A 25484-nucleotide genomic window follows, 5' to 3' on the forward strand; every position below is an offset into this window, starting at 1 on the left:
AATCCTTCCGTCTCGACACGCACTTGCGCGCTGCTTCAGCGTGCCTTGCCGCTGGTCTTCGTCCCTCGCTTTCATTTTCACTCGGGCGGCGCCGCCCAGCCGCGAGTCCCAGAGCGTAGCTCGACGCCGCCGCCCGAGCGGCGGCCTTCCTGGGGCGAAACCGTCTCGGGGCCGCCAGTGCCGCCCATCGCCGGCCAGATGCTCGGCCAATGCGGGCGCATCCTGCACGTCGCGCCTCGCTCGTCACGGTGGGAGTCGCAGGCGCCGGACAACGTGACGTTCGGCGCCGCCAGGACCGCGGGCGAACTCATCGAGGCGATCGAGCGCGAGAAACCGCGCGTTCTCGTCGTCGCCGATCATCCGGTGACCAGGGAAGTGCTCGAGGCATGGCGCCGCGTCTGCCCGGAAGGCGAACTGGTCCTCGTGCGGCGGGGCACGAGTCTCGACAGGATTCGCCTGGACGTCTGCGAATCGCTCGGCATCGAACTCATCAGCACGCCCGGCGTCAATGCGCACCACGTCGCGAGATTCATGCTGGACGAGGTGTGCCGCGGAGGCGACGGTGTGCTCGACGACGTGCGCGTGCTTGGCGCGGGCGAGGTGGGACGCCGGTTCCTGGATGCCGCGCAGGCCGCGCGCCCCGACGCCCGGCCCCTGGTCCTCGCGCGTGCGGGCGCATCCCGCGACGCTCTTGGACAAGGCGCGCCTGCGCAACGCGTCAGGGTCACCGACTGCTGGGACCTCGCTTGCCACCGCGCGCAGTCCCTCGTCGTGTGCGTCGCGCTGAACGAGGAGACGACCGGGCGGATCACACGCCGGCACATCATGAGCATGCGTGACTTTGCCGACATCGTGTGCGTTTCCAAACCCGACGTCTTCAGCGACGACGCGCTGCGCGAACTGGCCACGGGGAGGAGAACCCTGCTCATCGACTACGGCCCGAGCACGCTCGCGGAGTTTCGTGCTCGCGCCGTGCGCCTGGGCATTCCGCTGGACACGTGGCGCACGCCGCCGCAGCTCACCACGCGGGCCGCCGCAAGCGAGGAATGTCTGCGCGACCTCGACTTCGCGTACACGATGCGGCTTGCGACGCGGCAATCGACGCGGTTGACCGAGTCGCACGCCGGGGCCTCGTTCGCCATTCGTGGCTGCGGGTCGCGAACGAGACGCGATGGAGAGGATGCTCCGCAAACGCACGTCGCGGGCTGCGGGATCAATGGCGTCATGAATGCTTTGCAGTTCCTTCTCGCAGGCGACCGCGTGACCGTGTGGGGCCGCAGCGACGCGGGCGCAGGCGCGAGCCACAAGCCCGTGGACATGCGGCATCTGTCCCTCACGGAGACCACGGCCAAACCGGTGTACGCGAATCGGTCGCTCTACCCCATCGCGAACGACTTCGTGATGGCGATGAACGTCGGCAGCATCGCGCTCTTTGCGCGACTGCTCGAAGACAACCCGGAACTTCGCCCGTTCGTGCAGGCGCCGCTCGTTCGCGCATTTCCACGGGACCACGGGAGCGCGCAGAAGGCGTTCGACTTCCAGCGCGACGCGTTGCGACGGCTTTGGCCCGAGGCTTCCGAAGATGTGGAGGCAATGACTGGCAGCGCGGCGGAGCAACAGTTCGGCGTGCGCAACGTCGAGTGCGCCCTGGTCGTGCCCGGGTACGCGATCCAGTTTCGCGCATTCATGGCGCAGCTCACGAGGATGCTGCAGGACGAAGGCGTCGAATTCGTCGAGGAGCTTCTCGGCTCCGATGCGGCGACTCTGCCGCAGGGTGATGGGGTGATCGAGGTCTCGGCCCGAGGCGTCGAGGAGCCGGGCGTCGTGCCCGTGTCGGGCTGGTTCGTGAAATTCCCGGCCACCGAAGGGGAAGGGGACGGTCTCCAGGGGCTGAAACTCCTGCACGACCTGCCGGTGGGCGTGATGAACTGCAGCCGCGACGGCGACCTGATCGTGATCTCGGGCGGCCAGGTGCCGCCGAACGCGACTGCCGAACAGAAGCAGGAGATCCTCGCGCGATTCCTGCGCGCGGTGCAAACGCATTTCCCGAGGTCGTTCGCGGCGGTGGAAGGCGCGCTCGACCTGATCGAATGCGCGCGTCCCGCGACGACCGACGGCATATCCCTTTTCGAACGCACGTCGCCCGAGCGGCTCGTCGTGGGCGGCACGTTCGCCGGCGGCACGACGCAAGGCCCGATGCTCGCGACGCTCGCGCGGCAGGTGATGCGGCCCACCGCGCCGCGTCGCCCTTCGGTCACGCGTGACGCACCGCCGATGCCGCCACCGTCGCCCGTGACCTTTCACTTCGCTGAATCCACGCCGCCAAGCGAAACCGGCCCCACGGGGCCGGTGCTCGTCAAGGGCGCGGTGCCGCGCTCGCCGATCTGAAGGGGTTATCTCCAGTGGCCGTGGCGGCCGCCGCCGTGCCACACGTAGCCGAAACTGAGGGAAATGGGCGCGTATCCGTAGTACGGGTAATACGAATAGTACGGCTGGTACACCGTGTAGCTCGGGTACACGACGCTCGGCACGGATTCCTGGACGACAACGGCCGGAGCGGTCGTCGTAGTTGCCGTGCCGTCGGCCGCGATCGGCGGCGCGGTGACGAGCGGCTGCTGCGCGGCCGCGGCGCTGCCCACGGGCGTGACCTGCAGGCGCACGGTCGGGCCCGGGTCGTTGGGCATCTGCACCGTGTACTGCTTTCCGTTGTACTCGTACGTGACGTTGTAGCCGACCGTCCGGTTTTCGTAGGACGTCTGGGGCGCGCAGCTTTGCACGTTCTGCATCGACGCGCCGCGCGATTCGACGCTGTTGCCCACCGCCGCGCCGAGCACCGTGCCGAGGCCGATGGCGACCGCATGGCCGCTGCCCGCGCCGATCACGTTGCCGAGGCCCGCACCGGCGATCGCGCCGAGCAGGGCGCCCGCGCCGGAAGGCTGCTGCTGCACCGCAACCGGCTGCTGACTGCACACCTGGCGCTGCACTGCGACTTGTTGAACGACCGGCGTGCTCGAGATCACTCGGCCGGTTTCCTGGGCGTATGCACCGACCGATGCGAGCGCCAGCGTGGTGAGAAGGAGCTTTCTCATGTTCATCCCCCGAACTGCTATGTGGATGCTGAAATGGTAGGCACGGCCGAGCCGCTTTTTGCTGACCTGCCGTAAAGATGCGGTAAAAATCGCCGCAATGCAAGCTTCGGTCACAACCGCAGGCGTTTCGCCCATGCGTCGGCGTCGAATCCCACGGTCGTCTCCGGCCCCCATTCCACCACGGGCCGCTTGATCACGCGCGGCTCGGCGAGCATGACCTTGCGCGCGCTCGCGGCATCGCCGACGGACGCCTGCTCGGCGGGGTCCAGCTTGCGCCACATGGTGCCCTTGCGGTTCAGAAGCTTTTCCCAGCCGATCGCCTTCAACCACGCGTCGAGGTGTTTTTCGGGCAGGCCCTGCTTCCTGAAGTCGTGGAAGGCGTACTCGACGCCATTGTCCGACAGGAAGGCGCGAGCCTTCTTCACGGTGTCGCAATTGGTGATGCCGTAGAGGGTGATGGCCATGAGGCATGATAGACCGATGGTGGCGGCCGACCCCTTCGACCCGGTATTTGCTTCGTACGTGCAGTCGCGCGCGCGCCTTGCGGGCCGCACCGACCGCGATGCGCGCGCGCCCTGGGTCTTCTCGAAGGTGTGGGACGCGCTCGGCTGCCGGCCCGACCCCGCGCGCACGATCCTCGTCACCGGCAGCAAGGGCAAGGGAACGGTGGCGCGCCTTCTCGCGTGGAACCTCGGGCGAAGCGGCGCGCGCATCGGCCTGCTGGTGTCGCCGGAGGAATTCGACCACTACGACCGCATTCGCGTGGACGGTGTCGCGATTTCACCGGCGGACTTCGAACGTCTCCTCTCGCGCTCGTTGCCGCTGCTGGAGGATGCGCTGCGGGAACTCGCGCCCGAGCGCTATCTCTCTCCCACCGGCATCTTTCTCACGGTGGCGCTGCAGTGGTTCGCCGAGCGTTCGCCCGGCTGGATCGTGATCGAAGGCGGGCGCGGCGTGCGCGCGGACGAGATCGGGCAGTTGCGCGCGGCGCTGGGGGTCGTCACATCGGTGCTTCCGGAGCACGTTCGCGCGCTCGGCGGCTCGTTCGAGGCTGTCGCGCAGGACAAGCTTTCCATCGCGTCGCAGGCGGACATCGTCGTGGCCGGCCCGAGCGCGGCCGCCTGGCCCCTCGCGGCCAACGTGCGCGTGGTCGCTTCGCCCGCCATCGAGCACGCCGAGCACGCCGAGCACGCTGAGCACGCCGAGCACGCCGAGCACGCAGCCATGCCGCGCTGGTACGGCGAACTGCTTGCGGTGGCGCGCGGGGCGCTCGGCGTCGTGCAGCCGCACGCCGATCTGCAGGCGATCCCCACGCCGTCGTTCTTTGGCGCGCGGCTCGCGGGCAAGCCCGTCGTGTGCGAGGCGCTCGTGAGTCACGAGTCGATCGATGGCGCGATCCTGCGCGCGCGGCTGCCGCGAGATTCGCTTTGCGTGCTGGGCCTGAGCGACGAGAAGGATTGCGCGGCGATCCTCGGGCGGCTTGCGCGCAGCGGCTTGGAGCGGCATGCCGCCATCGCGCTGCACAGCCCCGCGGGCCACGTCACGTCCAACTGGATTCGGCACCATCCGCCGGTGGCGGACTTGGGCACGCTCGACGTGGTGCGGCCGGACCTGCGTTGGCTGGCCGCTTGCCTGGAAGCCCAGGCCGACCGGGCACCCGGACTCTACGTGGCGGGCATCCAGGTGTTCGTGCGCAGCGTCCGCCAGGCGTTTCGTGCCCGGGGCGCATTGGAGATCGGGCAGGACGATGGAGTCTCATGAGATGTCGGGTCGCACCCACGAGCACGATGTTGAAGCGCGGGCCGCGGCGGACAGTCCGGCAAGCCGCAAGCTCGTCTGCATCTCGCTGCGCGGCTGTGCGTGCGAGCCCACGCTGCATGGCACGGCGCTGGACAGGCTGTCGCCGCTCGACGAGGGGTTCGAGCATCTTTGCCGGCGCATCCAGGCGAGCCCCGGAGCGATCGGCCCCTCGGAGCTCGAAAAGCAGTTGGCCGGCAGTCGCGCCACCGGTGTGTTCGGCAAGCAGGTGGCGGACATGTTCTCCTGGCTCGTGACTGGCCGCGCCGCGCAGCCCGCCCATTGGCGGGCGAGCGCCGACGGCCTGCAAGGCGTCTTTCGCATGGGACGCTGGGCCGCGTGGCGCAGTGCGCCGGGCTCGCTCGAAGGCACCGAAGGCGACGACCTGATCGTCGTGATCGAACTCGAGGCGGCTTGCGACGAGGCGCCGGACGAACCCGCGCTGCTGGAGCGCCCAACTTCCGTGGGCTCGGCCTTGATGCTGCTGCGTTCCTCGGGCGTGATCGAAGGCGAGCATGCCGTGAGCGAGCGGTACCGGTGCGGCTTCTACCTGGTCGATGCGCCCGCCAACGGGCTCGCGTGGGCGGCTGAGAGCGGGGCGGTCGCATACCTCTTCCGGTGCTATCTCGCGTGCCAGCGGTCGGAAAGGCTCATGCTCGACGTGCGCGTCAATGGTGAATGGGACGAGGAGTTTCGCAAGCTGCTGCTGGTGCGCAAGAAACTCGTGGCGCTCAGAAAATGCGCGCTGCTGAAAAACCGCGCCTATCCCGGCTCCGCGTTGATCGAGACGTTTCGCATCGCGTTCGGCGCGTTTCGGCTGCAGGAGCAGATCGAACACCTCGGCCACCTCGCCGAAGAAACCGCGAAGGTGCTGGAAGCGCAAAGTCTCTTCGTGGCGGCGCGCACGCTGCGCGGCATCCAGGTCATCGTCTTCGCGAGCACGGTGCTCGGCCTCGCGGTGGCCCTGAATGCGATACAGATGCCGCCCTTCTACGATTCCGCGGCAACGAACGCGCTCGCACGGCCCGTCTTCTGGTGGGTGATCGGCGTGGTCGTGGGGGCCGGCATCGCGACCTGGCTGCTCATGAGCCAGGGCTACAGAGGCAGATATCTATGGCGCGAGTGGAGAAGCCGGCGTGAACGAACCTGAAGAACATGCGTGGGAACGCATTCGCGCGGGCTATGACCCGCGGCTGATCAAGCCGGGGCTGGAACGACTCGCCCGCGCGCTGGCCGATCTGCCCGCAAGGCCGCTCGAGGAGAGCGTGGTCATCACCGTGGCCGGCACCAACGGCAAGGGCTCGACCTGCGCGATGGCCGAGTGCATCCTGCGCCACGCGGGCTGGCGAACGGCTCTGTACACCTCACCGCACCTCGTCACCTATCGCGAGCGTGTGCGGTTCGGCGGCGAGGAAGTGTCGGACGCGGAGCTGGATCGCGCGTACGCCGTCGCGCATTCGCTCGCGCAGGCGCACGACCTCACGCTCTTCGAGCTCGACACGCTCGCCGCACTGATCGCGATCGACGCGCGCCGCCCCGACGTCGCGATCCTCGAAGTGGGCCTGGGCGGTCGGCTCGATGCCGTGAACGCGATCGACACCGACTGCGCCGTCATCACGAGCATCGACCTCGACCACATGGAGTTCCTCGGGCCGGACCGCGAAAGCATCGGGCGCGAGAAGGCCGGCATCATGCGCGAAGGCAAGCCCGCGATCGTGAGCGATCCGATGCCGCCTCACAGCGTCGTCCAGTACGCGGCCGCGCTCGGCGCCGACTTGTGGCTGCAGGGGCGCGACTTCAACTTCAGCGGCGACAAGCAGCAGTGGGCCTGGGCCGGGCGGGGGCGGCGCTACACAGGACTCGCGTATCCGGCGCTGCGCGGGGCGAATCAGCTCGTGAACGCCTCCGGCGTGCTTGCCGCGCTCGAAGCGCTGCGCGACCGCGTTCCCGTGACGGCGCAGGCCGTGCGCAACGGGCTCGCGCTCGTGGAACTGCCCGGCCGCTTCCAGATCGTGCCGGGCGAGCCGACGCTGGTGCTGGACGTCGCGCACAACCCGCACGCGGTGGCGGCGCTCGCGCTGAACCTCGACGCGATGGGCTTTCATCCCGTCACGCATGCCGTCTTCGGCGCGATGGCGGACAAGGACGTGGCCCCGATGTTCGCGAAGCTGATGCCGCTCGTGGACCGCTGGTACTTCACGGACCTGCCGACGCCGCGCGCCGCGACGGCCGAAGCATTGCACGCGACGTGGCAGGCGACATCGACGCGCCGCGAAGCCACCGCGAGCAAGCATGCGTCCCCCGAGGAGGCGCTGCGCGCGGCGGTGGCCGCGGCGGACCCCGCTGATAGAATCCTCGTCTTCGGATCGTTCTACACGGTGGGGGGTGTCCTGAAAGACGGAGTGCCCCGGCTTCGCGGCAGGCATCTGGCCGCCTGAGACTTCATGGCCCTGTTCAAGTTGCGCAAAGCCGCACCCGACCGCGAGGCTCGCGCACCGCAGCCCGAAAGCATCGATGCGATGCGCCGCCGCGCGCGACACCGCCTGATCGGCGCGAGCGTGCTGGTGCTGATCGGCATCGTCGGGTTCCCGCTGCTCTTCGACACGCAGCCAAGACCCATCCCGGTGGACATCCCCATCGAGATCCCCGACCGCAACAAGGTCAAGCCGCTGCCCATGCCCGCGCCCTCGGGCGCCACCGCGTCCTCGGCCGCCACCGCGCCCGCGGCCGCGACCGCTATGCAGCGCGAGCTGCAGCCCGTGCCGTCTTCGGGCGCCGCGGTGACGGGGTCGATCGGCGCGGCTTCGTCGGCCACGGCGACTGCGTCCCGGGCCGAAGAGAAGCCGCAGGCCGCCGCCGCTCCCGCCGAGCCGCCCGCCCCGTCGGCGGTCGCGAAGGCGCAGCCGCCGAAGCCGCAACCCGCGGCCGAAGCGAAGCCGCAGCCCAAAGCCGTGGAGGCACCGATGCCCGACGACGGCGCGCGGGCGCGGGCGCTGCTCGAAGGCAGGCCCCTGCCGGGCGCCGCGGCGGCCGCGAGCGAGGCGGGCCGCTTCATTGTGCAGATCGGCGCCTTCGCCGACGCCGCGAAAGCCCGCGAGACGCGCCTGAAGGTGGAACGCGCGGGCCTGAAGACCTACACGCACGTGGCCGAGACGAAAGAAGGAAAATTGATCCGGGTGCGCGTGGGGCCGTTCGCGACGCGCGCCGAGGCGGACAAGGCGGCCGAGAAGATCAAGGGCCTGGATTTGCAGGCCAAGATCCTCACCTTGTAGGCAATGGCTGCGCTCGACTGGGTGATCGTCGGGGTGCTGGCGGTTTCCGTCCTGCTGGGCTTGCTGCGCGGGCTCGTCTACGAAGTGATCTCGGTGCTGAGCTGGATCGCCGCTTTCGTGCTCGCGCAGTGGCTCGCGCCGGACGTGTCGCAGATGCTGCCGATGGGCAGTTCCGGCGCGTCGATCCGGTATGCGGCCGCGTTCGTGCTCGTGTTCGTGCTGGCCCTCTTCGCGGGCGGGCTCGTCGCCTGGCTCGTGAAGAAGATGGTCGAGGCCGTGGGGCTGAAGCCCATCGACCGCGCGCTGGGTGCGATCTTCGGGCTTGCGCGCGGCGTGGTGCTGGTGCTCGTGTTCGCGGTGGTCGTGAGCCTCACGCCGCTGAAGGACGGCGAGTGGTGGAACGAATCGAAATCGGCGGAGGTCGCGCAGGCGGCCTTGCGCGGATTGCAGCCCGTCCTGCCGGAGCAGTTCGGCAGGTACATTCCGGATTCAATCTGAGGTCTGAAACATGTGTGGAATCGTCGGCGTCGTCGGGCAGGGGCCGGTCAACCAGCTGATCTACGACGCGCTGCTGCTCCTGCAGCATCGCGGGCAGGACGCCGCGGGCATCGTGACCCAGCAGGGCCGCAAGGTCTACATGCACAAGGCGAAGGGCATGGTGCGCGACGTCTTTCGCACGCGCAACATGCGCGCGCTGCCGGGCAATGTCGGCATGGGCCAGGTGCGCTATCCGACGGCGGGCAACGCGTACAGCGAAGAGGAGGCGCAGCCGTTCTACGTGAACGCGCCCTTCGGCATCACGCTCGCGCACAACGGCAACCTCACGAACGCGCAGGCGCTGAAGGCCGAGCTTTTTTCCACCGACCATCGGCACATCAACACCGAGAGCGACACGGAGGTGCTGCTGAACGTGCTTGCGCACGAGCTGGAACGCGCGACGCGCGGAGGAACGCTCGGCCCCGAGACCGTGTTTGCCGCCGTGGCGAGCGTGCACAGGCGGGTGCGCGGCTCCTATGCCGTGGTCGCGCTGATCGCCGGGTACGGGCTGCTCGCATTCCGTGATCCCTACGGCATCCGGCCGCTCTCCATCGGGCGCGGCGCGGACGGCACCGTGATGGTCGCGAGCGAATCGGTGACGCTCGAAGGCACGGGCCATCATCTCGAGCGCAATCTGCAGCCCGGCGAGGCCGTGTTCGTCGACCTGCAAGGCGCGGTGAGCGCGAAGCAGTGCGCGGACAATCCGAAGCTCTATCCCTGCATCTTCGAATACGTGTATCTCGCGCGGCCCGACTCCGTGCTCGACGAGATCTCGGTGTATCAGGCGCGGCTGAACCTGGGCGAGACGCTGGCCAAGCGCGTGATCTCCACCGTGCCGCCGAACCAGATCGACGTCGTGATCCCGATTCCGGAGTCGAGCCGGCCGAGCGCGATGCAGCTCGCGCAGCTGCTGGGGCTGCCGTATCGCGAGGGCTTCGTGAAGAACCGCTACGTGGGCCGCACCTTCATCATGCCGGGGCAGGCCGTGCGCAAGAAGTCGGTGCGGCAGAAGCTGAATGTGATCGGAAGCGAATTCAAGGGTCGCAACGTGCTGCTCGTGGACGATTCGATCGTGCGCGGCACGACGAGCCGCGAGATCGTGCAGATGGCTCGCGAGGCGGGCGCGCGCAAGGTCTACATGGCGAGCGCGGCGCCGCCCGTGCGGTTTCCCAACGTCTACGGGATCGACATGCCCACGGCTTCGGAACTCGTCGCCGCGGGTCGCACGGTCGATGAAGTGCGCGAGCTAATCGGCGCCGATGCGTTGATCTATCAGGACGTGGACGGCATGAAGCGGGCGATCGGGTCGCTCAATCCGAAGCTGGACGGCTTCGATGCGTCGTGCTTCGACGGCGTGTACGTGACGGGCGACGTGAACGCCGACGACATCGCGAAGATCAACGAAGCGCGGATCGGCCAGGAGGATCCGCTGGAGGAGTCGTCTTCGCGGCTTGCGTTGCCGAATGCGCAGGAGATCTGAGCCCGAAGGTCGCCCTCCCGCCCATCCGCATCATGGAGTCACAACAGGCGGCTTCAACCCCTTCCGCTTCGCGCGCCGCGCGAACTTCCGTTCGTCGAAGCTCGCCAGCGATTCGCATCGCGCGCTCGATCTCAGGTGGAGCGCGTCGGTGAAATCCAGACCATCGAGGTGATCCTGCAGCGCCGCCAGCACGACAGTTGCGCCTTCCATCGTCAAATGCGGCAAACCCGCGAGATGCCGAATCACTTTCGCGAACTGAGCGGGCGTGAATTCGTAGAACGCGCGCATGACCCACTCCAGTTCGATCACGACAGTGAGTGGAATGAAGAGTGCCTTGGATTCCTCGAAGACTCGCCTTGCCGCGGGGCGTTGCTTCTCGGCATCGGGATCGGCGGGATCGTCGACATAGAACCGCGCAACGACGTTCGTGTCGAGGGCGATCATTCCTTGGCGCTCTTGCGCAGCTCGGCTGCCGCATCGAAAGAAGACAGGCGCCGCGGTTTTCTTCGAGCAGGCTTTGCCTTGAGCATCCCGTATCCGCTTTCGAGCTGAGCGGCTTCCACGCTGTGCTTCAGACTCACGCGGATGGACGAACCTTCGAGTTCGAATTCGAGCTCGGTGCCGGGCTTGATGCCGAGGTCGCGCCGGATCGCTGCCGGGATCACGACCTGACCCTTGTCGGATACGGTGACGATGCTCATGGGCGAGGCATTTCTTACCAAGTAAGACAGGGGCGCAGTGTAGCGGTAAAATCCGGCCGATGAAAGTCCGCACCCGTTTCGCTCCTTCGCCGACCGGCTTCATCCATCTCGGCAACATCCGCTCGGCGCTTTACCCGTGGGCGTTCGCGCGTTCGCAGGGCGGCGACTTCATCCTGCGCATCGAAGACACCGACCTCGAACGCTCGACGCAGGCCGCGGTGGACGTGATCCTCGAGAGCATGCAGTGGCTCGGCCTCGACGCCGACGAGGGCCCGATCTACCAGATGCAGCGCATGGACCGCTATCGCGCGGTGATCGAGCAGATGAAGTCCGCGGGCCTCGTCTACCCGTGCTACATGAGCGTGGCCGAGCTCGATGCCTTGCGCGAGCGGCAGATGCTGAACAAGGAAAAGCCGCGTTATGACGGCACGTGGCGTCCCGAGCCGGGCAAGACCTTGCCGGCCGTGCCCGAAGGCGTGCAGCCGGTGTATCGCTTTCGCAATCCGATCGGTGGCGTGGTCGCGTGGGACGACAAGGTGAAGGGGCGAATCGAGATCGGCAACGACGAACTCGACGACCTCGTCATCGCGCGGCCGGACGGCACGCCCACGTACAACTTCTGCGTGGTGGTGGACGACATCGACATGGCGATCACGCACGTGATCCGCGGCGACGATCACGTGAACAACACGCCGCGGCAGATCAACATCTTTCGCGCGCTCGGCAAGGAGCCGCCGGTGTATGCGCATCTGCCCACGGTGCTCAACGAGGCGGGCGAGAAGATGAGCAAGCGTCACGGCGCGAAGGCCGTGACGTGGTATCGCGACGCGGGTTATCTGCCGGATGCGATGGTGAACTACCTCGCGCGCCTCGGGTGGTCGCACGGCGACGACGAAATTTTTTCGCGCGAGCAGTTCCTGCAGTGGTTCGACCTGGATCATCTGGGCCGAAGCGCCGCGCAGTTCGACGAGGCGAAACTGCGGTGGGTGAATTCGCAGCACATGAAGCGCACGGCCGACGAGGCGCTTGCGCTGCTGGTGGAGCCGCTACTCCTCGCTCGCGGCATCAAGCCCGATGCGCGGCTGGCGGCGATCTGCGGCCTTTTCAAGGACCGTTGCGAGACGACGGTGATGTTGGCTGAATGGGCGCGGAAGTTCTATGCGGTGCCCGAGCGCAATGCGGAGGATGCGGCGAAGCACCTGACCGAGCATGTGTGGCCCGCGATTGGGATGCTCGCGAAGATGCTGGAGGGTTCGCCCTGGACGAGGGAAGCGATCAACGAGTCGATCAAGGAGACGTTGCGCGCGACGGGCCTGAAGATGCCGCAGCTTGCGATGCCGGTGCGGGTGCTGGTGATGGGGACGGCGCAGACGCCGTCGCTGGATGCGGTGCTGGCGCTTTGCACGCGCGAGCAGGTGCTGGATCGCCTGAAGATCGGCTGAAGAGCTTGAAAAATTTCGGGCTATAATTCGAGGCTCGACACCGACGGGGGTATAGCTCAGCTGGGAGAGCGCTTGCATGGCATGCAAGAGGTCAGCGGTTCGATCCCGCTTACCTCCACCAGGGAAGTCGAGTAAGTCCAGGACACGACCCTATCGTCTAGAGGCCTAGGACATCACCCTTTCACGGTGAGTACCGGGGTTCGAATCCCCGTAGGGTCGCCAAGAAATTGGCAGGAACAAGTGGCCGCACTTGTGCCCGCGAGGGCAGAAAGCGGCGCCACGCGGAGTGGTAGTTCAGTTGGTTAGAATACCGGCCTGTCACGCCGGGGGTCGCGGGTTCGAGTCCCGTCCACTCCGCCAGATCGTCCCATAGCGTCCCATGTAGTCTCATAGGGAGCTGGGTTTAAGACAAGACGGGCTACAGCAAGCGGCTGTAGCCCGTTTTTCTTTTTTCTCCCAGGGAGATTCAAGTCGTCTCACCACGTCCCGGGGGTTGCTGGCGAGTTTGGTTTCTGGCTGCTCCGCCCAACAAGAGCGACAGTTAGGGTGTCGTGGTCGATCTTGTCTTAGAGCCGACCCCCGTCCCTACCCCCACTTCACAAACGGAAACCTAGGCCGGCAAACCGTGACCGCCAGGAGCATTGGCTGCCCGCGTGAGACTTGCGGTTTCAAAAGACCGGCTTGCAAGACATTGCATGTGGGGCCGAGTGCTCGAGCGCTTGCTGAAGGCGCGCTAATGAACATGGTTCCTACCGCATCTCGCTGCCCAGGCGCTGCTCCACTTGAAAGGTCAAGCGCGTCGGGAACATCCGCGTTTCGCGATCGGCCGAGGTCATGGCAACGCTGGTGGAGGGCTAGCACTCCGCTAGCGAGTTGTCACGAAGCTCGAAGGGAGTGGCTGCGGGGGAGGGGTCCGGCACCGCGTGGTTGTTTGCGGGGCCTGACGGTCAGTTGTCGTCGTCCTTGGGAGAGGTCAGGCCAAGATTGACCAATCGAATCTCCATCGCGGACTTACTCACCTTGAACCTCGATGCCATTAGGTCAACAAGCATCCCATGAGACCGATAGGTACGCAGCAACTCGTCCATATGTCGCACAACCTCTTCTCGTGGCATTAGCAACGAGGCAGCAAACTGATTAGCCTGTATTTCCTGTTCGTTGACGGCGAGTGAAGAGTTGCCGTCGCGCCGGTTTAACACATGCTTGTCGATGAACACCTCGCCTTTGTGCTCAAGGACTAAGTGGCCGCATTCGTGCGCAATCGTGAAGCGTCGTCGCAATGGGCTATGGGCGAAATTGACTGCGATGGTGCAGTTGCCACCTTTGCGCAAAAGGACGCCCGACAAGTCGTCGGAAAATCCTTCCTCGACAACGCGTGCACCCAGGTGTTCCGCGACTACCTTGACGTTCACGGGAATCGAATCTTCCCCGCTCGCAATACGTGTCTCGGTGGCAATCCGTTCGATCTCCTGACGGGTGTGAGGTCTCACCTCAATCCCTTACTCATGTCGACGATCTTCCGGAGATCTTCATCGGTGACGAAGCCTCGCAAATTTTCCAGCTCATCGTCCGCACCTTCAGTGAGTTCAAGCATGTGCATTTCCAGTGCTCGTGCAAGCAAAAGAGCTTGATGCAAGGCGACAGCCTGACGGCAACCTTCAATCGAGGCGATGGTGGCTCTCCCGAGCCCCGTACGCTCACCCAATTCCTCTTGGCTGAGTCCGCGCCGCTGCCGCCACGTCCGGACATTGCGGGCAAATATGGCGTAAATGGGATCCACGCGAGCAACTGTATGACTCCTCAGTGAAATTGTCAACCTCAATCACAAAATCACCTGTTAATTTGTGGATAACTCTCCCATGGGGAGTGTGGATACCAGGATTGTTGCCGCTGTGCTATGCTGATCGCCTTGATGAACCCCTGAAAGCAGCAAGGGCCGGAACTCCGCCAAGAGTTCCGGCCCCCGCTCCACCAGGTTCGGTGGCATGTCAAATCACCCGTGGGTGGATGACGGCAGTCGGTCAGACAGCCTCAAATTCTACCTGCAGCTGGTTGCGCATGGCTCTCCTTACAGAGAGAGACCCTTGAAGACCAGCTAGCACCTCATCTTTTCTCTTCCAGCCTGCAGCGCTCATTCACCCGAGCGTCCGGTTCGTCCGCGCTTGTCCGCCGCATCCGCGCCGGCAGGCCCAACCCAGTCAATGACCTCGGCCTTCACTGGCCAAGTAGAAATATGAAAACGAAATTTGCCTTCTCCCCTGTCGCCGTGGCCATGGCCGCTGTCGCGGCGGCGATCCTCCCGAGCATGGCCTCCGCTCAGAACTGCAAGAACCCGGAGTCGCAGATCGCGATGAACACGTGCGCGGCACGCGACTACGAGCGCGAGGATGCCCGCCTGAACAAAGCGTACCGCGACGTGATCGCGAAGCTGGAACCTGCCAAGCGGGAAAAGCTGCGTGAGGTCCAGCGCCTGTGGCTGTCCTACCGCGATCTGAACTGCGACTTCCAGACGGACGATTACGTTGGCGGGACCATGTATTCGCTCGTGCACTCGATCTGTCTGACTGAGATGTCGAAGCAGCGGACGAAGGACCTGAAGGCGATGCTTGAAGAAGCATCGATGTGAGCGGACAGCGCCACTTCCCATTACCACAACCACGGAATTCGCAATGCCTGCATCCATTACCTTCCTGCCCGTCGACTGCGGGGACATGACACTCATCACTCTGGCCGATTCGGCCGGCACGACCATCTTGATCGACACCAACATTCGAGGCGCTGCCGACGATCCCAAGGACAGTACGCGCGATGTCGCGCGCGACCTGCGGGAACGGCTGAAGAAGGATGAGAACGGACGTCCCTATGTCGATGTGTTCCTCAACAGCCATCCGGACGCCGACCACATCCGCGGGTTCCAGAACCACTTCCATGTCGGGCCTCTCAGCGCTTACAGCGACGACAAGAAGAAGGACACGGAAAAGCGGATCGTGATGCGGGAAATCTGGTCATCGCCGATCGTGTATCGCCGTGCCGAGCGGGCTAAATTGCCCCTGAGCGATGACGCCAAGGCCTTCAAGACCGAAGCCAAGCGTCGCGTGAAGGTGAACCAGGACAAGCAGTTCAAGGGTGTGGGAGACGGGGACCGCATCCAGGTCATGGGCGAGGACAAGGACGGGAAGACGGACAAGCTGGGCCCGATCCTGCGCAAGATCGACGAGTCGTTCAGCACGGTGAACGGCCGCGACGTCAAAGGCTACTTCACCGCGCTGCTGCTGGCGCCGCTGCCGCCCAGCAAGAATGAGGACGATGAGGACTTGTTGGCGAAGAATCGCTCCAGCGTAATCCTCAACATCACGCTGGGTTCGGACGCGAACACGGCCGACGCGTGCAAGTTCCTGACCGCAGGCGACGCTGAAGTCGAAGTGTGGGAACGCCTCTGGCGCAAGCACAAGGGCAACAAGGAGCTCCTCGGGTACGATCTGTTGCTGGCGCCCCACCACTGCTCCTGGCACTCGCTGTCCCACGACAGCTGGTCGGAGTTGCGCGAGAAGGCACAGGTCAGCAAGGAAGCGCGAAACGCGCTGAGCCAGGCTCGCTCGGGCGCGTCCATCGTGGCCAGCAGCAAGGCGATCAAGGACGACGACAAGGACCCGCCGTGTATTCGCGCCAAGCGCGAATACGTCGGCATCGTCGATGCCGTCAAGGGGCAATTCCACTGCACGGGCGAACACCCCGACGAGAAGGCGCCTGCTCCCTTGGAGTTCAAGATCTCCAAGAATGGGCCCAGTGCGCCTGCCAAGAAGGAGGCTGGCAGCAAGGCCGCCGGGGCAACTTCAGCTGCTAGCGTGGCGATGCCCCACGGGCAAAAATGAGCTCGAGAGCAGTACCGCCGGCGGTCGCTGAATCGCTGGTGCTGATCACTTCGCACCCGGCCGTTCTGCAGGTCAAGGAACCCCTCGCGACCGAGGGGGGTGTCGTGTCCGTCTCCATACTGATGGAGGTATCGCTTCCGAGCCGCACGCGCGCTGCGGGAGTGTCCGCGACCGGCGTGCGCGAAGTCGAGGATGTGGAGCTCATCTTTCCGGCAGACTACCCGTTGAAGGCGCCCACGCCGTGGTTGCGGAATGACTTCCCCACGAATATGCCGCATGTGTTTCCGCGCACAGAGGGCAAGTTCGTCTGGCCCTGCGTCTACGAAGGATCGCTAACCGATCTCTTCCTGCGCTATGGCATCTTCCGCGTCGTTGACCAGATCAGCGACTGGCTGCGCGATGCGGCGGCGGGTCAGTTGACGAACGAGGCGCAGGGCTGGGAGCCCATGCGGCGCAGTGAGTCCACCGCGGCATTCGTCAGGTTTGATGGCGACCAAGTCGCCGAGAGCTTGCCTGCAGACGGCGCGCCAGTGGAAGTCGGCGCGATCTACGGGGTGTCTCCGACGCGGCAAGACTTCCTTCAGTCCGTCGGGCCGCCAACATTCACGCACATCCCCGACGTTGACGACCCGGACTTCGAATTGGGAACGACGTCGATCTTTTACGCGATCGCTTCGTCCATCGCCGGCGAGCGCCCCATCTGCGGGACTTATCAGCCGGATCCGGTTGTCGACCTCACGACACTGCTGCAACTGGCATCCGATCTCCTGATCGACGCAGGCGCGCTGCGCGCTGCCCTTCAGTCCTGGCTGGACCGGGCGCAAACAGTCGTGGCGCCCGATGGGTCGGCCTGCAACCTCTACGCGTCCGTGGTGCTCGCGGCGCGCCGGCCGGTGCCTCTCGTGGGAGGTGAGCAACGCCTCATCGAGTTCATCCCGTTCTTCCTGAAGTTCGAGAGCACAGAGCGGCCGCACACGCTGGAGCATGCGAGGGTCATGCCGGCCTTTCACAGTCGGACCTTGACGCCGCAACTCCTGGCACGGGTCTCCGGATACAACGGCACGGACCTCTCGCAGGGATACCTGATGGTCGGCTGCGGCAGCGTCGGATCGAAAATCGCGTCCCACCTTGGACGCGCTGGCTTCGGCAACGCACACTTCGTGGACAAGGACTTCTTCATGCCGCACAACACCGCGCGGAACGCGCTGGCAAGCGGCGCATCCGTGGCTCGCCCCGCAAAGGCGCGCATGATGCAGGCTCTGTTCAGTGAGCTGGGGCACTCGAACACTAAGCCATTCGTGCGGGACGCATTGCCGATGCTGACCGCTTCCGGGTCGGAGGCGCTCGCCAATGTACTGCCTTCCAATTGCAAGTTGATCATCGATGCATCGGCCTCGCTTCAGTTGGCGGCGGCAGAGGCGCAATCTCCTCACTTGGAGACTACCGGCGCCACCCTATGCCGCGCGATGCTCCATGGCGGCGGTCGCAGCGCCGTGCTGATGCTCGAAGGCACGGCCCGGTCGCCGCGCATCGATGAACTGACCGCCGAGCTGTTCGCAATCTGCCGGCGCGATGAGGACGTGCGGCGAGCGCTTTCCGCGGGAACCCCCGATCCGGACCGGGTCTTCATCGGCGACAACTGTGCTTCCTTCACCATGCGTATGCCGGACAGCGTCGTCTCGCGTGCCAGTGCGATGATGGCGCTCCAAGTAGAGCGATGGTTCGTGGAAGGGCTTCCAGTGCTCGGCCAGGTCTGCATAGGCGTCAGCGATCCGCGCGGAGTCGGAATGAGCTGGCAACAATTCCCGGTGAGTCCAGGCGAAATATTGACTCCTCACGGAAATACCTGGTCGGTGCGTGTTGCGGACCGGGTGCGCCGCTTCATGGACATTGACGTCCCGAAGTGGACGCCGCGGGAAACGGGCGGAGCGCTGCTGGGGAGGATCGACCCCGTGACGCGCTCGGTCATCATTGCAGATGTCGTCGACGCACCGCCCGACAGTATTCGCGAGGAAGCTCGGTTTGTGCTGGGCGTGGAAGGTTTGAAGGAAGCACTGCGCCAAGGGCACGAGGACTCCGTGGGCTATCTGCGCTTCATCGGAACTTGGCACAGCCACCCGGAAGGCGGCATGCATTCGGACATCGATGTGGACACACTCGGCCATCTCGCTCAATATGCAGGCGGCTTGCCGATGGTGTCTCTAGTATGGACGCCTGTGGGCTTGATTTGCGCGATCGGGCGCCAAGGCTTCGCCGACGAAGCGCCAGCACCGTTGGCAGGGAATAACCGCAGTGGAGTGAACGATGTTTGAACGCATGTACCTATGGTTGATCGAGCGTCCAGGACGACTAACGTCGATGGGACGCGCGGTGATCACCGCTGGAAGCCTGTTGCTCGTGCTCGGCGCGATCGGGCGCGTGCTGGTGACTGCTGCATCGTTCGCTCCTGGATCCCGGATGAGCGGGCTCGCCGGCTTGGGCTTGCCGTTCCCCACTCTTGTCGTGCCCGAGAGCATGTTCGGCGTGCTGACCTGTCTCGTGCTGATAGGCTTCGGCTCTTATGCAATGTACGTCGGGCGATCGATGGAGCGCTTGTTGCGCTCCCTCCGGTAACGCGCGGGTCGCGACGCGAGATGGTCGCCAACGTTCGCATCAATCCTTCGCGATTCCGTTCACATGCGGTTTCGCCGATGGAGCGGTCCGGGTTCACGGACGCGCGCCTGGCGATTGGCGGTGAGGTCTACCAGTTGTGGAGGGCGCGCGAGTCCGAGTCCATCAAGGAATTCAGATACCGGCAGCGCGAGCGCCGGGCCGACCTGGATTGGCTCGTGAACCAGCAGATCATCAAAGGCGCCGATGGCGCAGGCTACAAGCCGACCCTGCTGCTCCATGCCGCCCTGTACGCTTTTCGCCGTAAGTCTGCGATTGCGGTGCATGCGGTCTTGGAGGCGAGCTATCAGGCGGCCAAGCGCATTCGATCAGGGTCTCCGCATCTCGAATCCGTTTCCCTCCAGGAACTCCGTTCCAAAGTGAACTCAGGACACGAAGAGTCACTGCTCCGCGACGTTCTGACGTTCTGCGATCCGTCCTGTGGCATCTACCTGACGGGCGAGAGCCGCGGCCATGTTGCGATCACCGAGCACCTCGACGCGTCGCCCGACTTTTTGACTGCGCTTCACAAATTCGTCGACATGCGCCTGCGGTTGACGCAATTCCTGTTCCCCGTCGTCGATTTCTCAGATGCGTCTCATGTGGCGACTCTCACGAGTGTCCCCGCGGCCCATGAGAGCGCCATCAAGGCGATGAATCACATCAGGACAGAGCCGGATGCCGCAATTACATCGGCACGAAGTGCCCTAGAGGCACTCCTGAAGTTCGTGGCGCACCAGGAGGGAATCGAGCTCGCACCCAGCGCTTCAATAGGACAGATGATGGCCGCGTGCAGGCAGCCCTTGGTTCTCGACGGAATGTTCATGGACTTGGCGCGTGCCGTGACGAGCGTTGTGAACGCCGTCTTCCAACTGCGCAATGCGCTCGGCGATTCTCATGGGCGCGCACCGGGTGACAGGCGAGCAACGCCTTCGGAAGCACGGCTGGTCGTGATGAGTTCCGTTGCGCTCGCGGTGTTCCTGCTCGAGCGCTGGGAGAGCGGGCGACTTCTGACTGCTCCTCAAGGGCGGGCTATCGCTGATACGAATTGACGCCTGACCCTCGACCCTTCCAATCGGAGCAACTAGGTCACATATGAAAGACATCCCCTTCGACCCCTATGACTTCTTCGGCTATTTGGCCACGGGACTTCTGGTGCTCTTCGGACTGCAGCAGGTTGTCGGCGTGCCGGAGATCGCCGGAAAGGACCTCAAGACGCTCGATCTCATCGTCGTTGCTCTGGCGGCCTACGTTGTAGGCCAGATGACGGCTACGCCTGCCAAAGCATTTCTTGAAGACCTGCTCGCACGCCGACTGTTGCGGGCGCCGAGCATCAACCTCATGCAAGATCGCAGAAGTCCTGTGCGAGGTCTTCTCTTTCCGGGGTATTGCACCCCGTTGCCGAACGGCGTCCGGGCAAAGATCCTTGCCAAGGCGACCCAAGAAGGGCTTGGACAAACGACCGGCGAGGAACTGTTCCTTCACATCCGCTTCCGGGACTACGTCCGCACGGACGACAAGCTCATGGGCCGGCTCAATGGTTTCTTGAACAAGTACGGATTCAGCCGGAATCTCTCGTTTGCCTGCCTCGCTGCCGGCGCCGCAATCCTGATTGCCAAACCGTATGACCTCGGCGATCCGACCGTGCGATATGGCGTGCTTGGGATCGCCGCCGGAATCATGTTGTTCTACCGCTTCTTGAAGTTCTATCGGCAGTACAGCTACGAGCTCTTCAACGCTTACGCTGGCAAACCCTGAAGATCAGGTTCATGTAGAAGACGTCGGTTCGTGCTTCGGAGCATGCGTGTCGGCATCATTGTTCGAATCTCGCTTGTGGCGGTTCCAGAAAGTTGCGAACACAAGCCGCAGTGCCATCCACCACGCGTAGACCGAGAAGATCGACTGGGATGCGTCTTCGTCGAGAAGACCATGGGCGACCTGGTTGCGCAAGTTAGGGCCCAGGGGGTCGCAGTAGATGCTGCGGATTTCGAACAGCAAGTCGTGTCCAAACACCGTGCTGGCTTCAGGCAACTCAACGAGCGTACTCAGGCCATTCTCAGTCTCGATCCCGTCGGAGCCCAGAAACGTGGTCTTGGCGCCAGCGGCCTTCAAGTGCACCCTGACCAGATGCTCCATCTGCGGTGCAAGGAGGTGGATGCACGACACGTAGTCGCGGTCGTAACCCGCATAGAGGGCGCGTCCCAACAGTTCCGTGCGGTCGGAGGGTACGATCGGCGCGTTTCGAGTCAGGGTGATGAAGTCCCCGAGCACGAGGCGGTGCTCCTGGAGCAAAACGTCGTGCGCGGGCACGATCTGTCCCTGCACGACGAGATTGATCGCCATCGAGAAATCTCGGACCATGCCATGCCTGATTGCTTGCTCGTTGCGTTCTTGGTCCGTGTCGCCAAATCCTGCTCCCTGTACCTTGGCGACCACGCGTCCGTCCGTGGACATGATCTGCGTTGCGAATAGGGCCTGGAGCGGGAACTGCCGCATGTTCTGGAGTGCCTGCTTGCGAAGCTCGCTGACACTCGGGCCAGCGTAAAAAGACGCAAAGCCGCGCAGCGCTTCAAGCACGGGCTTTCCCGACACTGCGTCCCGCGCATTAGCGATGATCGTTGAGATATCGATCCCCTGGGTCCTGACCGAGCCGAACTCCTCCATTGATCGCTCGCCAGCTTCCGCAAGGTTGTTCCGTAGCTCGCTGATGCGCTCGTCGACCTTCAGTGCCGCGCGTTGTGCCCGAGGGATGGTTCGCAGGGTCTTGATGGCCTGCTCATAAAAACTCGCGGCGATCATGAACGATGGCCTCGACGCTTCGACGCGGGCGCGCGCTTCCGTGACCCACGACTCCGCCACCTCGACAACCGCGTGCGCAGCGCGTTCCCCGTCGCCGGCCACCTTCATCCATTGCGCGGCCGCTTCGAGGTGACCTCTCGCGGCGAGGAATTCGCCGCGTGCCAGCGTCTGACGCCCCAATTGGGAGAGGTAGTCGCCTACGGACGCCGCGACTTCCCTGCCGAGGCGGTACTTCAGCAGCAGTTCGGAGAGGTGAACCGCGAAGAATCCGTCTTGAGCTCCGGCTGCGAACAGCGCGCGTAGTACTTGGGCCTCAATCTCCGGGAGGCGCGTGCCCGAGGCCTTACCGATCGAATAAGTCAAGCTGAGGGCTCTGCCCCAGTGGCTGCGGCCTTCCGGGATCCAAAGATCCCATGTGAGGGGAAGTTCCCGGTAGGCGTCGATCGCGGTGATCGCGAGTTGGACATCGCGAGGCTTGCGTAGGACCCAAGCTAAGTCCGCAAGCCTAGCCCGAAGCAGCGGTTCGGAAATCAACGGGGCCGCGCCAGCCAGAAGCTCGATCTGGTCGACACCGAGGTCCTCTGGAGCACCGGATCGCCGACCATCAGCCAGTACTACCATCGGCTTGAACGGTACGTTCATGCTCTCGAGATCCAACTGCATGCCACAGGCGAGAGCCAAGAGTGCGAGAGCCGCAGCGGATGCGCTCTGGTCCTTGTCGGTTGCTTCGCGCGCTCCCTTCGTAAGGGCCAGCTCCATATCGCGGTAGTCGTCCGCGTCGCGAATGGCGTCCTGCCATCCGCACGCAAGCAGGTCTTCGAGGGTCAAAGGCGCGGGCGGATTCATCGGTGCACGGGGCTAGGTCCTGTTGGAAGCATTGCCGCGGAGTTGTCGTGGCCAGCGGTTGTGGCCTTCGTTCAGCTCCGTAGGTCTCGACCTTAGCACGATACTGGATATAATCCCAGCATTGTGACGAATGCTCCTGGCATCGCAGAGACTTGCTACATGTGCAGCCAATCGGCGACGTCGCGGGAGCACGTCCCCCCGAAGTGCCTGTTCCCTGTCGCGAAGGACGTCGACGGCCTCAATCTCCGGCGCGACTTGACGACTGTCCCGTCGTGCTTCGAGCACAACTCCGCGAAATCAGCCGACGACGAATTTCTGATGATGAGCCTTGCCGGCATCGTGGGCAACAACTCGATCGCTTACAGGCACTGGACTGGCAAGGTGGATCGCGCCCTCAAGCGCAGTTCGTACCGCGTGCTGCACAAGGCGATCCTGAAACCCGAGCGGATCCATCGCCTGGTGTTCTCGGACAATCGCTTCATGGATGTGATCTGGGGAAAGCCGGATCACGCCCGGTTGCACAAGTGTTTTCGGCAGATCCTGCGAGCGTTGTACTTCAAGGACTTTGGCGAGCGATTCGAAGGTGAGATCAAACTGGTTCTCGGCTTCCTGAAACATGAGCCCGGAAACGCGGGTACCTGGCAGGATTTGGTGCGCGCTCGCTACATGGTGGATGCCGATTCGCTGCCGCGCCAAGGAAGCAATCCGCAGGTCTTCTACCACCAGCGCTTTCCGCCCGACGAGTTCGGGCTCATTGCCTACCGCTTGTGCTTCTACGGTGCGCTCGACGTGTTCGCTTCGCTCATCCCGGTTTCGTCCGCTCCACCTCCCAATCTCACATCGATGCTTATCGACGGAGGCATCAAGACGATCATCACAGTCGGCGAGAAAGCATTCGAATTCAACTAAGGAAGACTATGGACAAAGCCGCGCGAGACCATCTCTTCGCCCAGAATCGCCAATTCGTTGCAGATGTCCCCGACGATCTACAGTTTCGAACGTATCTGTCAGACGCCGCCAGCGGGATAACCTTGATCCCGGAACCCATGGGCCCGAACATTCCAGCCGGGCTCCACGCTGATTTCGGTGATTTCCTAAAGTGGTCGCGTCAAAACAGTCCTGGAGTCCAGGCGAAAGTCTCCGAGCAGGCCCCTCGCGTTGCCCTTCACAGTGCAGAAGTCTGGTTGCCTTTGGTGGCAATCGCTTCGGATACGTCTGTGCAGGTCTTTCTGAACATGGCGGCCAACTATTTGTACGACCGGGCGCGAGGCTCTCTCAAAGGAGACAAGGTGCGGATCCGACTGCGCGCCGTCTACACCGACAAGCAGCAAGGCCGAACGAAGCGATTCGAGTTCGAAGGTGACGCGGACTCGTTGCGCAAAGTCGCGACACGCTTTGACATGAACAACTTCTTCGACGATCGTGCTGGGAACTGAGCACGGGCGACGCACTCTCGAAGCGATGCGCTCCTTGGTCTTCGAGTGCATCGCCAGCGTCAGCAAATTCCCGGCGACCGGGGATTCGGCGCCATTCGACGCCCTCGAGCGCGAACAGCGGGCCGCAGCCGCGCAGTGCGTCACCGACGCGGAGCGCGACGACCTCTTCGTTCTTCGTGTGGTTGCGGACTTTGTCGACTCATACCGCACTCTGTGGTCGCAAATCCTCGCCGGCCAATACGAGAGTTCCTGGCGTACGCTGCAGGATTGTCTGGACGATCTCAGGCTCGTTAGGCGCTTTTCCGATCTGTCGATCGCGCCATTCGAGGATCAACTCTTGGAGCTGGAGACAGCGTATCTCTACACCGTCTTCTTCAGTATGGGTGCAACTGTCGAGCGGTATGAGTGCAGTATTTGCCGCCAGGACATCGATTCGTCCGAGTGCTCGCACCGCGCCGGTCACCTCTATGGCGGCATCTTGGCACAGGGTATAGCGCGCGAAATCACCGACATCGATCACATTTCCATGGTGACCATCCCTAAGGACAAGCGCTGTGTCGTGTCGTACGCGGACGACTCTTCGGCATTCCAGGTGGTTCGCGCGATTGGTAGTCTGGTTTCCAGCGGACGCATGAGGATTCGGGACTTTGCCACGCTTCGCTGGTCGAAGCAACTGCAGAAGAACCCGAATTTTCGACGCGTCGGCAGAAACGATCCCTGCTTCTGCGGAAGCACAAAAAAGTTCAAGCGCTGCTGCGTCGACAAGCGGGAAATCGAGCTCGATCATGTCGATGTCGTCGGCGGCATGCTGTCCTATTCGGAGGCATTTGATGTCGCATCTGGTTCCGAAGCTACGGCTCGCGCGTAGGCTGAACTACGATCCTCGCACGAGAGGAAGGTGCGAGCCTGAAGGGGGAATGCGGTGACAGATCTGGGCCTGCAAGACGGAGTCTTGCAGATATTCGACGTCGATCATGGCGCTTGTGCCCTGTTGACCATGCCGACGGGACAACCCGGTGAGCATCGGCGCGTCCTTATCGATTGCGGCCACTCTTCAGAGTTCCAGGGCGCGCCCTGGTATCCGGGAGGACAGCTACTCAGCAGCGGCGTGTCGTTCGTTGACTTGCTGATTTGTACAAACTACGACGAGGACCACGCCAGCGGCGCGCCGAGCCTGAAAGAGAGAGGTATCGGCGTCGGATGCATTCTTGGCAATCCGACCGTTCCTCCAGAGGCTATTGTTCAACTCAAGAGCGAAGACGGGATGGGCAAAGGGATCGAGCTCATTGCGACTAGTCTCGCCGAGCGACGAGCCGCAGGAAAGGTTCAAACGCCGCCGCACATTCCCGGCCTTCGACTGAGCTACTTCTGGAACCCGTGGCCGTACTGGGACTCGGAGAACAATCTTTCCCTGGTGACTCACCTTAGGGAAGGTCTGAACAACGCGCAAACGCGCACGATTTGAGCGCGCGCGTGTTGCGGGACTTGAAGGATTGCATGTTCAAGGCGTCTTTGCGTGAGATTCGGCGTCGTTCTTGGGCGTCATGCGATCTGCGGACGCACC

The 25484-nt window shown here is 64.0% G+C and carries 25 protein-coding genes and 3 tRNA genes; 21 read left to right on the top strand and 7 right to left on the bottom strand.

Going from position 1 to position 25484, the window contains the following annotated elements:
- Positions 1 to 177: 177 nt before the first annotated feature.
- Positions 178 to 2388: an FAD-binding oxidoreductase gene (locus VHA82_RS01740; RefSeq protein ID WP_325539621.1), complete on the top strand. Its 2211-nt coding sequence runs from the start codon at positions 178 to 180 to the stop codon at positions 2386 to 2388.
- 5 nt (positions 2389 to 2393) lie between these two features.
- Here VHA82_RS01740 and VHA82_RS01745 read toward each other — a convergent pair whose 3' ends face one another.
- Entirely contained in the window at positions 2394 to 3089 is a 696-nt protein-coding gene (locus tag VHA82_RS01745; protein WP_325539623.1) for a hypothetical protein, read from the bottom strand.
- A 110-nt stretch (positions 3090 to 3199) separates the two neighbouring features.
- A complete protein-coding gene (locus VHA82_RS01750) occupies positions 3200 to 3553 on the bottom strand; it encodes an ArsC family reductase (RefSeq protein ID WP_325539625.1) in 354 nt (117 codons plus the stop codon).
- Here VHA82_RS01750 and VHA82_RS01755 point away from each other — a divergent pair.
- The 6 genes from VHA82_RS01755 to purF are packed head-to-tail and all read left to right on the top strand — an operon-like array spanning position 3552 to position 10175.
- Positions 3552 to 4850, top strand: coding sequence for a hypothetical protein (locus VHA82_RS01755; protein WP_325539627.1), 1299 nt, complete (start codon positions 3552 to 3554; stop codon positions 4848 to 4850). The genes VHA82_RS01750 and VHA82_RS01755 overlap by 2 nt on opposite strands.
- Position 4851: 1 nt before the next feature.
- Entirely contained in the window at positions 4852 to 6036 is a 1185-nt protein-coding gene (locus tag VHA82_RS01760; protein WP_325539629.1) for a hypothetical protein, read from the top strand.
- Positions 6023 to 7324 (top strand): bifunctional tetrahydrofolate synthase/dihydrofolate synthase, encoded by a 1302-nt coding sequence (gene folC / locus VHA82_RS01765; protein WP_414708611.1) that lies wholly within the window; start codon positions 6023 to 6025, stop codon positions 7322 to 7324. The genes VHA82_RS01760 and folC overlap by 14 nt, the downstream gene beginning before the upstream one ends.
- A gap of 6 nt (positions 7325 to 7330) precedes the next feature.
- Positions 7331 to 8158, top strand: a complete 828-nt coding sequence (locus tag VHA82_RS01770) for an SPOR domain-containing protein (RefSeq protein WP_325539631.1) — start codon at positions 7331 to 7333, stop codon at positions 8156 to 8158.
- Between the two features lie 3 nt (positions 8159 to 8161).
- On the top strand, positions 8162 to 8656 hold the full coding sequence (locus VHA82_RS01775) for a CvpA family protein (RefSeq protein ID WP_325539633.1): 495 nt from the start codon (positions 8162 to 8164) through the stop codon (positions 8654 to 8656).
- 10 nt (positions 8657 to 8666) lie between these two features.
- Positions 8667 to 10175: an amidophosphoribosyltransferase gene (purF, locus tag VHA82_RS01780; RefSeq protein WP_325539635.1), complete on the top strand. Its 1509-nt coding sequence runs from the start codon at positions 8667 to 8669 to the stop codon at positions 10173 to 10175.
- A 30-nt stretch (positions 10176 to 10205) separates the two neighbouring features.
- Here the strand turns inward: purF and VHA82_RS01785 are convergent, their stop codons facing one another.
- Together VHA82_RS01785 and VHA82_RS01790 are read right to left on the bottom strand one after the other, a co-directional pair.
- Positions 10206 to 10619, bottom strand: a complete 414-nt coding sequence (locus VHA82_RS01785; RefSeq protein ID WP_325539637.1) for a type II toxin-antitoxin system VapC family toxin — start codon at positions 10617 to 10619, stop codon at positions 10206 to 10208.
- Positions 10616 to 10876, bottom strand: a complete 261-nt coding sequence (locus VHA82_RS01790; RefSeq protein WP_325539639.1) for an AbrB/MazE/SpoVT family DNA-binding domain-containing protein — start codon at positions 10874 to 10876, stop codon at positions 10616 to 10618. Before VHA82_RS01790 ends, VHA82_RS01785 begins: the two co-directional genes overlap by 4 nt.
- 59 nt (positions 10877 to 10935) lie before the next feature.
- On the opposite strand from VHA82_RS01790, the gene gltX reads away from it, so the two are divergent.
- The 4 genes from gltX (at position 10936) to VHA82_RS01810 (ending at position 12678) form a co-directional block, all read left to right on the top strand.
- Positions 10936 to 12318, top strand: coding sequence for a glutamate--tRNA ligase (gltX, locus tag VHA82_RS01795; protein ID WP_325539641.1), 1383 nt, complete (start codon positions 10936 to 10938; stop codon positions 12316 to 12318).
- Positions 12319 to 12363: 45 nt separating this feature from the next.
- A tRNA-Ala gene (locus tag VHA82_RS01800) sits at positions 12364 to 12439 on the top strand.
- A gap of 25 nt (positions 12440 to 12464) precedes the next feature.
- A tRNA-Glu gene (locus VHA82_RS01805) sits at positions 12465 to 12540 on the top strand.
- A gap of 61 nt (positions 12541 to 12601) precedes the next feature.
- Positions 12602 to 12678 (top strand) — tRNA-Asp (locus VHA82_RS01810).
- A 587-nt stretch (positions 12679 to 13265) separates the two neighbouring features.
- On the opposite strand, the gene VHA82_RS01815 is transcribed toward VHA82_RS01810, so the two are convergent.
- Positions 13266 to 13808: an ImmA/IrrE family metallo-endopeptidase gene (locus VHA82_RS01815; protein ID WP_325539643.1), complete on the bottom strand. Its 543-nt coding sequence runs from the start codon at positions 13806 to 13808 to the stop codon at positions 13266 to 13268.
- Complete coding sequence (locus VHA82_RS01820; RefSeq protein ID WP_325539645.1) at positions 13805 to 14098, bottom strand: helix-turn-helix transcriptional regulator; 294 nt, start codon at positions 14096 to 14098, stop codon at positions 13805 to 13807. The genes VHA82_RS01815 and VHA82_RS01820 overlap by 4 nt, the downstream gene beginning before the upstream one ends.
- 492 nt (positions 14099 to 14590) lie before the next feature.
- Here VHA82_RS01820 and VHA82_RS01825 point away from each other — a divergent pair, with 492 nt between their 5' ends.
- Genes VHA82_RS01825 through VHA82_RS01850 form a run of 6 tightly spaced genes read left to right on the top strand, consistent with a single transcriptional unit; the run spans position 14591 to position 20597 of the window.
- Positions 14591 to 14944: a lysozyme inhibitor LprI family protein gene (locus tag VHA82_RS01825; protein ID WP_325539647.1), complete on the top strand. Its 354-nt coding sequence runs from the start codon at positions 14591 to 14593 to the stop codon at positions 14942 to 14944.
- A gap of 43 nt (positions 14945 to 14987) precedes the next feature.
- Entirely contained in the window at positions 14988 to 16190 is a 1203-nt protein-coding gene (locus VHA82_RS01830; protein WP_325539649.1) for a metallohydrolase, read from the top strand.
- Positions 16191 to 16228: 38 nt separating this feature from the next.
- The gene (locus VHA82_RS01835) at positions 16229 to 18502 is read left to right on the top strand and encodes a ThiF family adenylyltransferase (RefSeq protein WP_325539651.1); all 2274 of its coding nucleotides are present in this window, start codon (positions 16229 to 16231) and stop codon (positions 18500 to 18502) included.
- Positions 18495 to 18803, top strand: coding sequence for a hypothetical protein (locus VHA82_RS01840; RefSeq protein ID WP_325539653.1), 309 nt, complete (start codon positions 18495 to 18497; stop codon positions 18801 to 18803). The genes VHA82_RS01835 and VHA82_RS01840 overlap by 8 nt, the downstream gene beginning before the upstream one ends.
- 20 nt (positions 18804 to 18823) lie before the next feature.
- Positions 18824 to 19891, top strand: a complete 1068-nt coding sequence (locus VHA82_RS01845) for an abortive infection family protein (RefSeq protein WP_325539655.1) — start codon at positions 18824 to 18826, stop codon at positions 19889 to 19891.
- 43 nt (positions 19892 to 19934) lie between these two features.
- Complete coding sequence (locus VHA82_RS01850; RefSeq protein ID WP_325539657.1) at positions 19935 to 20597, top strand: hypothetical protein; 663 nt, start codon at positions 19935 to 19937, stop codon at positions 20595 to 20597.
- A gap of 9 nt (positions 20598 to 20606) precedes the next feature.
- On the opposite strand, the gene VHA82_RS01855 is transcribed toward VHA82_RS01850, so the two are convergent.
- Positions 20607 to 22484, bottom strand: a complete 1878-nt coding sequence (locus VHA82_RS01855; protein ID WP_325539659.1) for a DUF4209 domain-containing protein — start codon at positions 22482 to 22484, stop codon at positions 20607 to 20609.
- Positions 22485 to 22643: 159 nt separating this feature from the next.
- Here VHA82_RS01855 and VHA82_RS01860 point away from each other — a divergent pair, with 159 nt between their 5' ends.
- The 4 genes from VHA82_RS01860 to VHA82_RS01875 are packed head-to-tail and all read left to right on the top strand — an operon-like array spanning position 22644 to position 25385.
- Positions 22644 to 23393, top strand: a complete 750-nt coding sequence (locus tag VHA82_RS01860; protein ID WP_325539661.1) for a hypothetical protein — start codon at positions 22644 to 22646, stop codon at positions 23391 to 23393.
- Positions 23394 to 23401: 8 nt separating this feature from the next.
- Positions 23402 to 23920, top strand: a complete 519-nt coding sequence (locus VHA82_RS01865; protein WP_325539663.1) for a hypothetical protein — start codon at positions 23402 to 23404, stop codon at positions 23918 to 23920.
- A gap of 25 nt (positions 23921 to 23945) precedes the next feature.
- A complete protein-coding gene (locus VHA82_RS01870; RefSeq protein WP_325539665.1) occupies positions 23946 to 24788 on the top strand; it encodes a YecA family protein in 843 nt (280 codons plus the stop codon).
- Between the two features lie 54 nt (positions 24789 to 24842).
- Entirely contained in the window at positions 24843 to 25385 is a 543-nt protein-coding gene (locus VHA82_RS01875; protein WP_325539667.1) for an MBL fold metallo-hydrolase, read from the top strand.
- Positions 25386 to 25484 lie beyond the last annotated feature (99 nt).

The organism is Ramlibacter sp., assembly GCF_035548915.1.
Classification (GTDB): Bacteria; Pseudomonadota; Gammaproteobacteria; order Burkholderiales; family Burkholderiaceae_C; genus Ramlibacter.